The sequence below is a fragment of the [Actinomadura] parvosata subsp. kistnae genome, from assembly GCF_900323885.1.
Lineage (GTDB): Bacteria > Actinomycetota > Actinomycetes > Streptosporangiales > Streptosporangiaceae > Nonomuraea > Nonomuraea composti.
In genome coordinates, this window is record NZ_OOHJ01000005.1 from 448,903 (window position 1) to 463,027 (window position 14,125).

At 73.5% G+C, this 14,125-nt stretch carries 14 protein-coding genes and 1 pseudogene; 8 read left to right on the forward strand and 7 right to left on the reverse strand.

Going from position 1 to position 14,125, the window contains the following annotated elements:
• Positions 1-2 precede the first annotated feature (2 nt).
• The 3 genes from KIS93_RS68250 to sigJ all read left to right on the forward strand — a co-directional run bounded on the left by KIS93_RS68250 (position 3) and on the right by sigJ (position 2,846).
• Entirely contained in the window at positions 3-428 is a 426-nt protein-coding gene (locus tag KIS93_RS68250) for an AMP-binding enzyme (RefSeq protein WP_335673876.1), read from the forward strand.
• A 57-nt stretch (positions 429-485) separates the two neighbouring features.
• Positions 486-1,874, forward strand: a complete 1,389-nt coding sequence (locus KIS93_RS03395; protein WP_080038023.1) for an amino acid permease — start codon at positions 486-488, stop codon at positions 1,872-1,874.
• An 87-nt stretch (positions 1,875-1,961) separates the two neighbouring features.
• A complete protein-coding gene (sigJ, locus tag KIS93_RS03400) occupies positions 1,962-2,846 on the forward strand; it encodes an RNA polymerase sigma factor SigJ (RefSeq protein ID WP_080038024.1) in 885 nt (294 codons plus the stop codon).
• 7 nt (positions 2,847-2,853) lie between these two features.
• Here the strand turns inward: sigJ and KIS93_RS03405 are convergent, their stop codons facing one another.
• Entirely contained in the window at positions 2,854-3,432 is a 579-nt protein-coding gene (locus KIS93_RS03405; protein ID WP_268966946.1) for a helix-turn-helix domain-containing protein, read from the reverse strand.
• A 94-nt stretch (positions 3,433-3,526) separates the two neighbouring features.
• On the opposite strand from KIS93_RS03405, the gene KIS93_RS03410 reads away from it, so the two are divergent.
• A complete protein-coding gene (locus KIS93_RS03410; protein ID WP_080038025.1) occupies positions 3,527-5,137 on the forward strand; it encodes an FAD-dependent oxidoreductase in 1,611 nt (536 codons plus the stop codon).
• A gap of 233 nt (positions 5,138-5,370) precedes the next feature.
• Here KIS93_RS03410 and KIS93_RS03415 read toward each other — a convergent pair whose 3' ends face one another.
• Complete coding sequence (locus KIS93_RS03415; protein WP_222107203.1) at positions 5,371-5,994, reverse strand: flavin reductase family protein; 624 nt, start codon at positions 5,992-5,994, stop codon at positions 5,371-5,373.
• Positions 5,995-6,162: 168 nt separating this feature from the next.
• Positions 6,163-7,221 carry a mannose-6-phosphate isomerase, class I gene (gene manA / locus KIS93_RS03420; protein WP_246005160.1) on the reverse strand — a complete coding sequence of 353 codons (1,059 nt, stop codon included), beginning with the start codon at positions 7,219-7,221 and terminating at the stop codon, positions 6,163-6,165.
• Positions 7,222-7,365: 144 nt separating this feature from the next.
• Between manA and KIS93_RS67235 the strand changes: the two genes are divergently transcribed.
• Both KIS93_RS67235 and KIS93_RS03430 read left to right on the forward strand, forming a co-directional pair.
• Positions 7,366-7,998, forward strand: a complete 633-nt coding sequence (locus KIS93_RS67235; protein ID WP_281261935.1) for a TetR/AcrR family transcriptional regulator — start codon at positions 7,366-7,368, stop codon at positions 7,996-7,998.
• A 2-nt stretch (positions 7,999-8,000) separates the two neighbouring features.
• Positions 8,001-8,920: pseudogene (locus tag KIS93_RS03430) on the forward strand (ABC transporter ATP-binding protein).
• Between the two features lie 10 nt (positions 8,921-8,930).
• Here the strand turns inward: KIS93_RS03430 and KIS93_RS03435 are convergent.
• From KIS93_RS03435 to KIS93_RS03450, 4 genes are all read right to left on the reverse strand, one after another.
• Positions 8,931-10,331 carry a cytochrome P450 family protein gene (locus KIS93_RS03435; protein ID WP_080038030.1) on the reverse strand — a complete coding sequence of 467 codons (1,401 nt, stop codon included), beginning with the start codon at positions 10,329-10,331 and terminating at the stop codon, positions 8,931-8,933.
• The gene (locus tag KIS93_RS03440) at positions 10,328-11,419 is read right to left on the reverse strand and encodes an NAD(P)/FAD-dependent oxidoreductase (RefSeq protein WP_080038031.1); all 1,092 of its coding nucleotides are present in this window, start codon (positions 11,417-11,419) and stop codon (positions 10,328-10,330) included. Before KIS93_RS03440 ends, KIS93_RS03435 begins: the two co-directional genes overlap by 4 nt.
• Positions 11,416-12,342 (reverse strand): cucumopine synthase-related protein, encoded by a 927-nt coding sequence (locus KIS93_RS03445; RefSeq protein ID WP_222107204.1) that lies wholly within the window; start codon positions 12,340-12,342, stop codon positions 11,416-11,418. Before KIS93_RS03445 ends, KIS93_RS03440 begins: the two co-directional genes overlap by 4 nt.
• A gap of 126 nt (positions 12,343-12,468) precedes the next feature.
• A complete protein-coding gene (locus tag KIS93_RS03450; RefSeq protein ID WP_080038033.1) occupies positions 12,469-13,353 on the reverse strand; it encodes an AraC family transcriptional regulator in 885 nt (294 codons plus the stop codon).
• A 135-nt stretch (positions 13,354-13,488) separates the two neighbouring features.
• Here KIS93_RS03450 and KIS93_RS03455 point away from each other — a divergent pair, with 135 nt between their 5' ends.
• Complete coding sequence (locus KIS93_RS03455; protein ID WP_080038034.1) at positions 13,489-13,806, forward strand: putative quinol monooxygenase; 318 nt, start codon at positions 13,489-13,491, stop codon at positions 13,804-13,806.
• Positions 13,807-13,835: 29 nt separating this feature from the next.
• On the forward strand, positions 13,836-14,114 hold the full coding sequence (locus KIS93_RS03460) for a hypothetical protein (RefSeq protein ID WP_080038035.1): 279 nt from the start codon (positions 13,836-13,838) through the stop codon (positions 14,112-14,114).
• Positions 14,115-14,125 lie beyond the last annotated feature (11 nt).

Sequence of the window (14,125 nt, forward strand, 5' to 3'; positions counted from 1 at the left end):
TCATGCTCGGCTACCACCGCGACCCGGCCGCCACGGACAAGGCCGCGCCCGACGGCTGGTTCCGCACCGGCGACCTCGGCGTGCTGCACCCCGACGGGTACGTGCGGATCGTGGACCGGGCCAAGGACGTCATCATCTCCGGCGGCGAGAACATCGCCTCCGTCGAGGTCGAGAACGTGCTGGTGGAGCATCCCGGCGTGCGGGAGGCCGCCGTCGTGGCCCGGCCCGACCCGCACTGGGGCGAGGTCCCGGTCGCGTACGTGAGCCTGGCCGCCGGGGCGCGCGCCACCGAGGCCGAGCTGATCGAGCACGTCCGCGCCCGCCTGGCGCACTTCAAGGCGCCCAAGGCGATCACCTTCTGCGAGCTGCCCAAGACCTCCACCGGCAAGATCCAAAAGAACGTCCTGAGGCAGCGCGCCGCAGGTTAGCCGCCGCCCAGGAGGGAAGGGCCCACCCACAGAGCACGGACGGGTCAAGGGGGCGTCATGGTCTCTTCGCGCAGCGTCTTCCGGCGCAAGCCCGTGGCACAGATCGCCACGGAGCACGAGGGGGAGCTGTCCAGGTCGCTCGGGCTGTGGCAGCTCACCGCCATCGGCGTGGGCGGCATCATCGGCGCGGGCATCTTCGCGCTGGCCGGCGCGGTCGCCAACGAGAGCGCCGGCCCGGCGGTGCTCGTCTCGTTCCTCATCGCGGGCATCGCCAGCGCCGCCGCCGCGCTCTCCTACGCCGAGTTCGCCGGCCTCATCCCGAAGGCCGGCTCCGCCTACACCTACGGCTACGCCGTCCTCGGCGAGATCGTCGGCTGGTTCATCGGCTGGGACCTGCTGCTGGAGTACACCGCGATCGTCGCCGTCGTGGCGATCGGCATCTCCGGCTACTTCGGCTTCCTCGTCCAGCAGCTCGGCCTCACGCTGCCCGCGTGGTCGCTCGGCGCGCCCGGCACCGGGCCAGGCCACGTGGTCGACCTGTTCGCGGCGGTGCTGTGCCTGCTCATCGCGGCCCTGCTGAACCTCGGGATCCGCGCCGCGGCCAGGTTCGAGACGTTCGTGGTGGCGATCAAGGTGGCGGTCGTGCTGCTGGTCGTCGTGGTCGGCTTCTTCCACATCAACACCGCCAACTACACCCCGTTCTTCCCGTTCGGGGTCGGCGGCGCCATCACCGGCGCGGCCACCGTGTTCTTCGCGGTGTTCGGCTACGACGCGATGAGCACCGCCGCCGAGGAGTCGCGCGACGCCCAGCGGCACATGCCGAAGGCGATCATCTACTCGCTGCTCATCTCCATGGTCCTGTACGTGCTGGCCTGCCTCGTCCTGACCGGCATGCAGAACTACCGCGACATCGACCCGGAGAGCGGCTTCTCCTCCGCCTTCGCCGCCGTCGGCCTGTCGGGGCTGGCGTCGGTGATCGCGGTCGGGGCCATCGTCGGCATCCTCACCGTCATGTTCACGTTCATGCTCGGCGTCACCCGCGTCTGGTTCTCCATGAGCAGGGACGGCCTGCTGCCCGCCTGGTTCGCCCGGCTGCACCCGGTCCGCAGGGTGCCCACGCGCGTCACCTGGATCGTGGGCGTCGCCTCGGCCCTCATCGCCGGGTTCCTGCCCATCAAGGAGGCCGCCGAGCTGACCAACATCGGGATCCTGCTGGCGTTCGTCGTCGTGTGCGTGGCGGTGATCGTGCTGCGTTACCGGCAGCCGGACCTGCCGCGCACGTTCCGCACGCCGTGGATGCCCGTCGTGCCCGCCGTGGGCGTGCTGTTCTCGGTCTGGCTGATCACGTTCCTGTCGCCGGTGACGTGGCTGCGCTTCGCCGTCTGGTTCCTCATCGGGCTGGTCGTCTACTTCGCCTACAGCAAGCGGCACTCCGTCCTGGAGTGACCGCTCCGAAGTGACCGCGTCACATCGGCTCGCTCCCGGACGTCAGTGTGGTGACCGACGCGAGACAGCGAGACGAGGCGTGGCCCGATGAACGATCGTGAATTCCTGGCTGACCGGTTCGAGGCGCACCGGGGGCACCTGAAGGCGGTGGCGTACCGCATGCTGGGCTCGCTCACCGAGGCCGAGGACGCCGTGCAGGAGGCGTGGCTGCGGCTGAGCCGCAGCGAGCCCGACGACGTGCGCAACCTCGGCGGCTGGCTGACCACCGTCGTCGGCCGCGTCTGCCTCGACATGCTGCGCGCCCGCACCTCGCGCCGCGAGGAGCCGCTGGAGGCGCGCATGCCCGACCCCGTCGTCAGCCCCGCCACCGGGCCCGACCCCGAGCAGGCGGCGCTGCTGGCCGACTCCGTCGGGCTGGCGCTGCTCGTCGTGCTGGAGTCGCTGGCCCCGGCCGAGCGGCTGGCGTTCGTGCTGCACGACATGTTCGCGGTGCCGTTCGAGGAGATCGCGCCGCTCGTCGGCCGCTCCCCGGCCACGGCCCGGCAGCTCGCCAGCCGGGCCAGGCGGCGGGTCCGCGGCGCCGCGCCGGTGCCCGACCCCGACCTCGCCCGGCAGCGCGAGATCGTCGAGGCGTTCCTCGCCGCCGCCCACCGGGGCGACTTCGCCGGGCTGGTGTCCGTGCTCGACCCCGAAGTGGTGCTGCGCGCCGACGCCGGCGCGCTGTCCGGCGGCCTGCGCGAGGTGCGCGGCGCGGACAACGTGGCCGGCCAGGCGCTCGCCTTCCGCCGCCACGCGCCGTCCACCGCGCACGCCGCGCTGGTCAACGGCCTGGCCGGGGTGGTCAACACCGTGAACGGGGAGCCGTCGGCGGTCATGAGCTTCACGATCGCGGGCGGCCGCATCGTCGAGATCGACATCCTCGCCGACCCGGCCCGGCTGGCCCGGCTCGACCTGGCCGTCCTGGGGGACTGAGGCCCTCTTACTTGGCGGCGGGGCGGGCGCGGACGTGCATGCGCTCGCCCTGCGGCCCGAACAGGGCCAGGACCTCGGTGTGCCCGTCGGCCTCGTTGACGAACGCGTGCGGCGTCCGGGTGTCGAACTCGGCCACCTCACCCGCCGCCAGCACCACGTGATGCTTGCCGAGCAGCAGCCGCAACCGCCCGGACAACACGTACAGCCACTCATAACCCTCGTGGACCTGCTGCTCCGGCTCGTAGCCCGGCCACCCCGGCGGGTAGATCTGCTTGAACGCCTGCAGCCCGCCCGGCCGCCGGCTCAGCGGCACGTACGTCATGCCGTGCCGCTTGACCGGCCGCATGTGCACCCTCGGGTCACCGGTCACGGGGGCGTCGATCAGCTCGTCGATCTGCACCTGGTAGGCGTCGGCGAGCAGCAGCATCATCTCCAGCGTCGGCTTGCGCCCACCGGACTCCAGCCGCGACAGGGTGCTCACCGAGATGCCGGTGCTCTTGGACAGCTCCGCCAGCGTCGTGCCCCGCTCCTGTCGCATCGCCCGCAGCCGCGGGCCGACGGCCTTCAGCACCTCATCGAGTTCCACCCGCCCCACTTTGCCATTCCGGCAACGAAGTTTGTCAACCGGGCGGCGGCTGCCGCACAGTGGCGCAGCAGTGAACGAGTGAGAGGAGCCGCGCATGGACGCGACGTACGACGTGGTGGTGATCGGTGGCGGGGCCGCCGGGCTGAGCGGGGCCCTCGCGCTGTCCCGGGCGCGCCGCAAGGTGCTGGTCATCGACTCCGGGCAGCCCAGGAACGCGCCCGCGCAGGGCGTGCACGTCCTCCTGGGGCACGAGGGCGTGCCGCCGCGCGACCTGCTGGCCACCGGCCGGAAGGAGATCGCCGGGTACGGCGGTCACCTCGTGACGGGTACCGTCACGGCGGCGGAACGGCTCGGCGACGGCCGCTTCCGCGTCACCCTGGACGACGGGACCGGCGTCGAGGCCGCCCGGCTGCTGGTCGCCACCGGCCTGGCCGACGAGCTGCCGCCGGTGCCCGGCCTGGCCGCGCGATGGGGCCGCGAGGTGCTGCACTGCCCGTACTGCCACGGCTGGGAAGTACGCGACCAGGCCATCGGCGTCCTGGCCACCAGCCCGCTGGCCACCCACCAGGCGCTGCTGTGGCGGCAGTGGAGCGACGACGTGACCCTCTTCCTGCACACCGCCCCCGAGCCGGGGGAGGAGGCCCGCGAGCAGCTCGCCGCCAGGGGCGTCGCCGTCGTCGAGGGCGAGGTGGCCGCCGTCCTGGTGGACGACCACGACCGGCTCTCCGGCGTGCGGCTGGCCGGCGGGCGCGAGGTGCCCCGGCAGGCGCTGGCCGTCGGCACCCGCCTGCACGCCCGCCTCGACGGGCTCGCCGGGCTCGGGCTGGAGACGGCCGAGCAGGAGATGAACGGGTTCGTCGTCGGCACGTACGTGCCCGCCGACCCCATGGGCAAGACCAGCGTGCCCGGCGTCTACGTGGCCGGCAACGTGCACAACCTGGTCGACCAGGTCGTCAGCGCCGCCGCGGCCGGCGTGCGGGCAGGCGCCGCCATCAACGCCGACCTGATCGCCGAGGAGGCCCGCGCCGCCGTGGCCGCCCGCCGCGCCGCCATCGCCGCCACCCCGCCCGGCCGCATCACCGAGGGCCTGACGGACGAGGACTTCTGGGACGGCCGCTACCGCCAGAGCGAGCGGATCTGGAGCGGCGACCCGAACGCCGTCCTCGTCCGCGAGCTCTCCGACGTGCCGCCGGGCACCGCGCTCGACCTCGGCAGCGGCGAGGGCGGCGACGCCATCTGGCTGGCCGGCAAGGGCTGGAAGGTCACCGCCACCGACCTGTCCGGCGTCGCCCTGCGCCGCGCCGCCCGGCACGCCGACGAGGCCGGCGTGGGCGACCGCATCGACTGGCAGCAGCACGACCTCGGCAAGACCTTCCCTGAGGGCACCTTCGACCTGGTCACCGCCTGCTACCTGCACTCCTCCGGCGACCTGCCGCGCGAGGCCATCCTGCGCCGGGCCGCCGCCGCGGTCGCGCCCGGCGGGCTGCTGCTGGTGGCCGGGCACGCCGGCTGGCCGGCCTGGCAGCAGCACGACCACCCGGACGTGCACCTGCCGACGCCGCAGGAGGTGCTCGACTCCCTGGAGCTGCGGGAGGGGGAGTGGGAGGTGCTGCGCCGCGAGGAGTTCGACCGCACCCAGACCGGCCCCGACGGCCACCCCACCACCCGCACCGACAACGTGCTCCTGGTGCGCCGCCTGCGGTAGGCGGGTGTCCGCGTGGCCGGATGTGGCCGGGCTGTCGGTGGCCGCCCTCCTCCTCGGCCCCACCGGGTTCATTCCGGGCGGGTTCACCCATGGGGCGCTGACCCGGATCAGGCGGGACGGCACCGACGGGCGAGGCATGGCCGTGGGCGGGCTCGTGCTCGGCACGGCCGGGTGGTGCGGGAGGCGGAGGCCACCGGGCCGTACGGGGTGTGCACGGTGACCGCTGACGCCCCCTAGAGCGGCGCGCCGTCGAGGGTGGGGGTCTGGCTGCGGTAGGAGTGGCCGAGTTGCGGGCCGAGGCCGAAGTAGTGGCGGAAGTTGTAGATGAGCGGGCTCCACGCGGCCGGGTCCACGTGCTGGGTGCCCGGGACGACGAGGCGCGGGTCGGCGTGCACCTTGGTGACGGCGGCCTCGACGATGACGAACGAGGCGGAGGCGTCCGGGCGCACGCTCCGGGCCCGTGCCTCGAACTGCAGGGGGCACTCGGCCACCCGCGGCGGCCGCACCTCGTCGGAGGGTTCGGGCCGCAGGCCGGCGGCGCGGAACTTGTCGGGCTCGTAGCGGCAGCCGGCGTGCTTGGTGTCGGGGACGGGGAAGCGGCCGGTCAGGGGCGCCAGGCGCTCCACGGCCTGCCATTGGTGCGGGGCGGGCAGGTTGATCACCAGGTCGGGGCGTTCGGCGAGGTTGCGGGCGCTCTGCCCCTCGGCGCCGAGGCCGAGCACGACGACGTCGCCGAGCGCCCAGGCCGACGACATGGGCGCGAGGTTGGCGGTGCCGTCCGGGTTCTCGGTGGACAGCAGCACGACGGGGGTGCCGAAGTACAGGATGCTGGGCTCGATGGTCACATGATCGGTCACGGATGGAGCGTAGGGACGGGACGTTCAACCGGTGGCCGAAGCGTTCCCGTCCCTTGGAAATCTACAACGTAAAGGCGCCGGGCCGGGCAACGTAGACCACACCCTTGCCGGAAACCCCCGGCGAGGCGGCGGCGGCCGGGACGAAGGCGGACTGGCCGGGTCGCAGCGTCAGGTCCTCGCCGACGCGGGCCTCGCCCTCCACGCACAGGACGATCGCCGGCACGCCGCTGGGCAGGGCGTGGGCCCCGCGAGGTCGTAGCGGGTGAGGGCGAACTCGGGGGCGGGCGGCCGGTAGTCGTAGGCGCCCGAGCCGTCGGCGGCCGGCTCTACGCGGTGCGGGTCCGACGGGGTGAAGTCGACCACGCGCATCAGCTCCGGCACGTCCACGTGCTTGGAGGTGAGGCCGCAGCGCAGCACGTTGTCGGAGTTGGCCATGATCTCGACGCCGATGCCGCCGAGGTAGGCGTGCGGGACGCCGGCGCCCAGGTAGAGCGCCTCGCCGGGGCTGAGCGTGACGTGGTGCAGCAGGAGGGCGGCCACGATGCCGGGGTCGCCGGGGCAGGCGCGGGCGATGCCGGCGTAGGCGGCGAGGTCGGGGTCCGGCGACTCCAGCAGGGCGGCTTCGGTCTCGGCGCGCAGGGGGCGGGCGGCGTCGCCGAGCATCGCGGCGAACACCTCCCGCAGCGCCTGCCCGGGCTCCCCGGTGCGCAGGGTCTCGATCCAGGGGCGCAGGCCGGGCACGCCGAGCCGGTCGAGCAGGTCGGCGGTGGCGGCGGGCGGGCGGAAGCCGCACAGGCCGTGGAAGGGGGTCAGCGCGCAGACCATCTCGGGCTTGTGCGAGGCGTCCTTGTACGTGCGGGCGTAGTCGTCCAGCGGGATCCCGCGCGCGTTCTCGTCGGCGAACCCGGCCTCGGCCTGCGCGGTCGTCGGGTGGACCTGGAGGGAGAGCGGCCGCTCGATGGCCAGGACCTTGAACAGGTAGGGCAGGACGGGGCCGAACCGCTCGGCGCAGCGCTCGCCGAGTGTGGCGGCGGGGTCGCGGGCGATGAGCTCGTTCAGCGGGACGCCGCCGGCGGTCGAGGGCGCTCCGGGGTGGGCGCCCATCCAGAGCTCGGCCTGCGGCTCGCCGGTCGGCTCGGTGCCGAACAGCTCGGGCAGGGCGGTGACCGAGCCCCAGTCGTAGGGGCGGATGGTCGTGGCCAGGCGCATGGGCGTGGCGTGTGGCACGGCGGTGGCTCCAATCGTCGTCGTGTGGAGCGTAGAACGTGAAGGTGTCGCGTGCGTGGCCGGGTGCTGGACGAGCGACTATACATGGGTATAGTTTGCTTTTCGCAGGAACAGCAGGCTGTACGAGCGAACAGGAGGGGTGGGGTGACGACCACCGCACCGGACCCGGAGGACCTGACGGCCCGCGCCCGCATCAGGGACGCGGCGCTGCGCCACTTCGGCGAGCACGGCTTCGAGCGGGCCACGATCCGCGGCATCGCCGAGACCGCGGGCGTGTCGCTGGGCCTGGTGCGCCACCACTTCGGCTCCAAGCAGGCGCTGCGCGAGGCGTGCGACGAGCACCTGATGAAGGTCATGCACCGGCTGCACGAGGAGGCGGCGAGCCGGCCGCTCAGCGGGCTCAACCCGGTCGCCGCCATGGGGCCCTATCGCGACTACCTGGCGCGGGCGCTGGCCGAAGGGTGGGCGGCGCCGTTCTTCGACGAGATGGTGCGCATCGGGGTGCGGTGGTTCGAGGAGGCGGAGAAGGACCTGCCGGAGCCGCCGGACGTCCCGGCGCGGGCGCGCGCGACCGTGATCGCGGCGATGTCGTTGTCGTTCACGGTGCTGACGCGGCACGTCGAGCGCGGGCTGGGCGTGTCGCTGGAGACCACGGAAGGCCAGCACGAGCTGCTGCGCACCCTGCTGTACGTCTACTCCCACCCGCTGCTCACCCCCGAAGAGGCCGCCACGGCCCGCGCCGCCCTCGAAAAGGGCACCACCACAGGAAGGGCATGACCATGACCGACGCCATCGCCGTCTCCGGGCTGCGCAAACGGTTCGGGCGGAGCACGGCGCTCGACGGGCTCGACCTCACCGTGCGCGCGGGCGAGGTGCACGGCTTCCTCGGCCCGAACGGCGCGGGCAAGAGCACCACGATCCGCATCCTGCTCGGCATGGTGCGCGCCGACGCCGGCACCGCCCGGCTCCTGGGCGGCGACCCGTGGGCCGACGTGGCCGAGCTGCACCGGCGCCTGGCGTACGTGCCCGGCGACGTGACGCTGTGGCCGGCGCTGACCGGCGGCGAGACCATCGACCTGCTGGGCCGGCTGCGCGGCGGGCTGGACCGGCGGCGCAGGGCCGAGCTGCTGGAGCGCTTCGACCTCGACCCGCGCAAGAAGGGCCGCGCCTACTCCAAGGGCAACCGGCAGAAGGTGGCGCTGGTGGCGGCGCTGGCCTCCGACGCGGAGCTGCTGGTGCTCGACGAGCCCACCTCGGGGCTCGACCCGCTGATGGAGGAGGTGTTCCGCGAGTGCGTCAGGGAGGAGCAGCGCCGCGGCGACCGTACGGTGCTGCTGTCGAGCCACATCCTGGCCGAGGTCGAGGCGCTGTGCGACCGGGTGACGATCATCCGCGACGGGCGCACGGTCGAGACCGGCACGCTGGCCGGGCTGCGGCACCTGAGCCGCACCTCGATCGAGGCCGACCTGGCCGGGCCCCCGACGGGCTGGCGGACCTGCCGGGAGTGCACGACCTGACCGTCACGGGCGGGCCGGCCGGTGACCGGGTGCGGTTCACGGTCGACACGGCGGAGCTGGACCCGGTGCTGCGCCGGCTCACGGCCGCGGGCGTGCGCGGCCTGGTGAGCCGGCCGCCGACGCTGGAGGAGCTGTTCCTGCGCCACTACGACCGTGAGCCGAGGGCTGCTGCGGCGGGCTGAACAGAGGAGCTCAGCGGGCGCGCGGGCCCAGCAGGACCGGCATGGTGCGGGTGCTGTTGCCCAGCAGCGTGTCCAGCGGCGGCAGCTCCGCCACCGGCCGGACCAGCTCCATCTCCGGGAACGCCTCGAACAACGCCTTGATCGCGATCTCGCCCTCCAGCCTGGCCAGCGGCGCTCCCAGGCAGAAGTGCGGCCCGTGCCCGAAGGCCAGGTGCGTGAACTGCGGCCGGGTGACGTCGAAGACGCCGGCGTCCTCGCCGTACTGACGCGGGTCCCGGTTGGCGGAGGCGAAGCAGGCCAGGACGGGCTCGCCGGGACGCAGCCGCACCCCGTCGATCTCGACCTCGCGCTTGGCGTAGCGCATCGGGAAGTAGGCGATCGGCGAGTCCCAGCGCAGCGTCTCCTCCACGGCGGCGCTGTAGGGGCACTGCCCGGAACGCAGCAGGTCGAGCTGCCCGCGCTCGGTGAGCAGGGCGCCGATCGCGTTGGTGATCAGGTTGACGGTGGTGACGTGCCCGGCGATGAACAGCAGCTCGATGGTGGCGAACAGCTCGTCCTCCGACAGCCGCCCGCCGTCCTTCTCGTGCAGCGCGAACAGGTCGCTGATCAGGTCCTCGCCGGGCGTGCCGCGGCGCTCCTCGATGATCCGGTCGAGCAGCTCGCGCAACTCCTTGCGCAGCTCCGGCGAGTCCTCCAGGCCGCCGACCTGGGCGACGGCGTCGGTGAGCCGGTGCAGGTCGTCCTGGTGCGCCTCCGGGATGCCGATCAGCTCTGAGATCACCTCGCGCGGCAGCGGGTAGGCGAACTCCAGGCGCAGGTCCACGGGCTCGCCGGGCGGCATCCCGGCGAGCCGGTCGATCAGGCGGGCGGTCAGCTCCTCGATGCGCGGGCGCAGCCCGTTCAACCGCCGCTGCGAGAACGCGGTGGTCAGCGGCATGCGCAGGCGGCGGTGCCGCTCGCCGTCGGCGTTGAGCATGGACGTGTCGGTGACGATGCGGTCGATGGCCGTGCCGGGCGGCAGCGCGTCGCGTCCGGACCAGTGGTGCAGCTCCCTGGTCAGGTCGGGGTGGGTCAGGACGGTCATCAGCGTGTCGTAGCGGGTGGCGGCCCAGGCGGGCACGCCTTCGGCGGTGACGGGCACGACGGGGCCGGCCTGCCGCAGCCGCTCGTTGTCGCCGTGCAGGTCGGGAGTGGCCGGATCGAGCACGAACCGCTCCGGCCGGCCCGCGCCGGCCCGGTCGTCAGGGCGGTCGTCAGGGCGGTCGGCAGGGCGGTCGGCGGGGCTGGTGCGGTCGCCGCCGGCGGTGCGGCCGGTCTGGTCGAGGCGGTCGTCGCCGTCGGACGGGTCGGAGTAGCCGGACGGGTTGAAGCGGTGCGCGTGCTCGGAGTGCTGGTCGGTCATGGCGGTCATCCCGTCCGTCGTGCGCTCATCGCCAGCGCGGCCACGTCCATGCCGGGGTCCCGGTCGAGGTAGAGGTCGCGGACCAGCTCGCCGGCGGCCGGCGCGTTGCACAGGCCGTGCCCGGAGAAGCCGGTGGCGTACAGGAAGGCCGGCGGGCCGGGCTGGTGGCCGATGAAGGCGGTCTTGTCGGGGCTGGCGTCGCGCAGGCCGGTGACGGCGGTGTGCAGCGGGATGCCGGCCAGGCTCGGGTACGTCTCCGCGATCCGCGCGGCCACGTCCCGGCGCCACGCCTCCCGGTCGGCGCCCGGGTAGCCCATGCCGATGAGCAGCCGGTCGCCGCGCGTGCGGATGAGCAGGCCGCTGGCGGCGTGCAGGGTGACCGGGATCTCGGGCGTGCCGGGCGGCAGCGGGTCGGTGGTGAGCAGCTCCTGCTCGATCGGCTCGGTCAGCGGCAGGTCCACGCCCGCGCACCGGACGAGCGAGGCCGACCAGGCGCCGGCGGCGCACACGATGGCGTCGGCGGACAGCTCGCCGTCGGCGGTCCGCACGAGCCCGGCCTCGGCGTCGATGGCGGTGACGGGGCAGCCGGTACGCAGCGCCGCCCCCGCCTGCTCGGCCGCCTGCGCGTAGGCGGTGACGATGGCGGTGGTGTCGGAGATGTAGGCGTCGGGCGAGTACGCGGCGGCGGCCAGCGGCAGGTCCCCGATGAGCGGGTTGCGCTGCCTGGCCTCCTCCGCGCTGATCAGCTCGACGTCCACGCCGGCGGCCCGCTGGGCGGCCAGGTCGGCGTTGAACGCGGCCACCTGGTCGGGCTCGGTGAACAGCACCAGGTAGCCGACCTGCCGCAGCGGCAGCTCGGCCCCCGGCCTGGCGGGGAAGGCCCGGTACGCCTCCAGGCTGCGCACGGCCAGCGCGGAGCTGATCGGGTTGCCGGCGAAGTAGGAGCGGACCACGTCGGCGGTGGCGCGGGAGGCGCCGGAGCCGAGCTCGCCGCGCTCCAGCAGCGTCACCTCCACGCCGGCCTCGGCCAGGTGGAAGGCGATCGACAGCCCGATGACGCCGCCGCCGATCACCACCACCTTGGAGCCCGCGCTCACGTGGCCGCCACCGTTCTGCGCAGGTGGTCGCCCGCCTGCCACGGGAACAGGTGCGAGTTCCAGCCGCCGAGGCAGTTGCAGTAGAGGGCCATGTGGGCCATGATCGCGACGAAGTCCTCGTGGTCGTCGAGCCGCTCCAGCCCCGACAGCAGCCGCTGCGTGAAGTCCCACAGGCGGTCGAGGCCGCAGTAGCCGAGGAACTCGGCGGGCGTGTGGGCGAGCTGCCTGGTCATCTGGCGCAGCCACGGCATCGGCATGCCGTCCAGGGCGGCGCGGACGAGGCCGCCGTAACAGCTGTAGCCGAGCGGGCGGGTCTCGCCGTTGACGAACAGCAGCGTGGTCAGGACCGTCTCGTAGCTGCCAGCGCGTGACGGGATGCGGCCGGAGTGCAGGTCGAGCAGCTCCTGCGGCGGGGTGAGCCAGATGCGCTCGGTCTCGGCGTGCACCTCGGTGACCAGCCGGTTGAGCTCGGGGTCGCCGATGGGCAGGCGGGGCAGGACGTGGCCGCCGGGCTCGCCGGCGCGGCGGACCTCGGCGATGACGGGCTGCTTGGTCTCGTAGACCGAGCGCCACACCTCCTGGCCGGCCTGGGCGAGGGCGTCGAGATCGGAGTCGACGACCTTGCCGATGGGCGTGGCGGACATGGGCTCGGTCAGCTCGCCGTACTTGATGCCCAGGTGCTGCAGCCTGGAGCAGAACAGCGTGCCGTCGGGCACGGTGCGGCGGTCCACCTTGTACTCGGCCGGGGTGTGCAGCAGCGAGTGCACCGGAGCGACGTGGTACAGGTGGTATCCGGCCACCAGGGCGTGCCCCTGGAGGCTGCGGTAGGGCAGCCCCTCCCACAGGGCCTGGGCCAGGGAGGGGTTGCGCTGGTCGAGTTCGGCGGCCACGGTGATGCCGATGCCGGGCCACGAGATTTCCACATGCTTAGTATCGTTCACAGTACGTCACTCTAACGTCACAATTTGTGGCGATAGAGGGCGGGGATGTGGTATTTACCGGGAGATGACTTCACCGGGAAACAGCAGGTCAGAGCACCGGTCGCCGGGTCAGGAGGCGGCCGGCTGGAGGCGGGCGGCGTCGCGGCTGGGCGGCAGCCCGTACTGACGGCGGTACTCGCGGCTGAACTGGGACGGGCTGTCGTAGCCGACGCGGTGCGCGACGGCGGTGATGTCCTGCGGGCAGGTGGCCAGCAGGAGCCGGGCGTGCTGCAGGCGCACCTGCTTCTGGAACTGGATCGGGCTCAGCGCCGTGACGGTCTGGAAGTGACGGTGGAACGCCGACGCGCTCATGCCCGTCATGCGGGCCAGGTCCGCCACGCGGAACGGCTCGGCGTAGTGGTCCTGGATCCAGCGGATCGCCCGCGCGATGTGGCTGAGGCTGCTGTCGGCCAGGCCGAGCTGGCGGACCGCGCCGCCCTGCTCCCCGGTGAGCAGTCGCCACAGGATCTCCCGTTTCACCAGCGGCGCGAGCACCGCCCGGTCGCGGGGGCGGTCCAGCAGGCGTACGAGACGGATCAGGGCGTCGAGCAGGTCGGCGGTCATGCCGGCGACGGCGAGGCCCGGCAGCGCGCCCGCGGGCGGGCGGGGCAGGTCGGCCGGGCCCGCGTGCAGGAGCAGGTCGGCGATGGCGGCGGGGTCCAGGGTGATCGCCAGACCCAGCGCCGGGCGGCCGGGGGCGATGTCGAAGAAGTGGCCGCTGACCGGCAGGTCCACCGAGGCGACCAGGTAGCTGCCGGGGCGGTACTCCAGGACCCGGTCGCCGACCGCGAGCCGCTTGGCGCCCTGCGCGAGGACCGCCAGCACCGTGCCCGTCATCGACGTGTACGGCGGCCCCTGCCGATCGATCCGCGCGATGTGCAGGCCGTCGATGGCGGTGGCCGCGTCGGGGCGCACGTGCCGGGCCAGCAAGTCGCGCAGCTCGCCGAAGTCCATGCCCGGATTGTAGAGGATCGGGCAAGGACGGGGGAGTTTCGTGCTACCGTCCCCGCAGCTCAGCCGGTGGAATGGGGTCACCGCCCGGCCGTGGAGCAGTCGCCGGTGCGGGAATAGTGCAAGGAGCACCCCTACATGGACGTCCGCTACGGGTTCAGCGCCACCCTGACCGCCAGGCCCGGCCTGGGCCGCCAGTTGACCGAGCTGCTGCTGAGCGGGCTCGACGAGGGAAGCCCGGCGGCGAGCGAGCACTGCCTGGTCTACCTCGTCTCCCGGTCGGCCGCCGATCCCGACGTCGTGCACGTCATCGAGGGCTGGAGCAGCGAGGAGGAGCACCACCGGGTCTTCGCCGGGCAAGCGGCCCAGGCGCTGGTCGCCCAGGTGCGGGAGCTGGTCGCCGCGCAGTCCCCGTACACCGACCACGTGCCGGTCGGCGGCAAGGCCGCCTTCTGACCGCCCGCCACTCTCAGAGAGGAACTTCCATGTCGTCCCCCGCGCGCCCCGCGCGCCCCGCGCTCGACGCCGAGCTGAACGCCCTGCTGTCCGGCCTGCCGCTGGTGCCGGAGATCACCCCGCCGATCCTCGCGACGCTGCGTCGGATGCCGCTCACCCCGGTCGAGCCGCTGCTGGAGGGCCGCACGGCCGGGCGGCGGGAGGTCACCGTCGCCCCCGCCCGCGCGACCCGTACCCGCTGGCTCGCCCGCACCCTCGGGCCGAAGGAGAGGAGCACCGTTGAAGACCGCGTCCAAGAACGCGCGTGAGGAGCCGGCAC

Coding starts and splice junctions, on each gene's coding strand:
- KIS93_RS68250 (WP_335673876.1), top strand. CDS start 3: ATGCTCGGCTACCACCGCGACCCGGCCGCCACGGACAAGGCCGCGCCC.
- KIS93_RS03395 (WP_080038023.1), top strand. CDS start 486: ATGGTCTCTTCGCGCAGCGTCTTCCGGCGCAAGCCCGTGGCACAGATC.
- sigJ (WP_080038024.1), top strand. CDS start 1,962: ATGAACGATCGTGAATTCCTGGCTGACCGGTTCGAGGCGCACCGGGGG.
- KIS93_RS03410 (WP_080038025.1), top strand. CDS start 3,527: ATGGACGCGACGTACGACGTGGTGGTGATCGGTGGCGGGGCCGCCGGG.
- KIS93_RS03435 (WP_080038030.1), bottom strand. CDS start 10,331: ATGACCGCCATGACCGACCAGCACTCCGAGCACGCGCACCGCTTCAAC.
- KIS93_RS03450 (WP_080038033.1), bottom strand. CDS start 13,353: ATGGACTTCGGCGAGCTGCGCGACTTGCTGGCCCGGCACGTGCGCCCC.
- KIS93_RS03455 (WP_080038034.1), top strand. CDS start 13,489: ATGGACGTCCGCTACGGGTTCAGCGCCACCCTGACCGCCAGGCCCGGC.
- KIS93_RS03460 (WP_080038035.1), top strand. CDS start 13,836: ATGTCGTCCCCCGCGCGCCCCGCGCGCCCCGCGCTCGACGCCGAGCTG.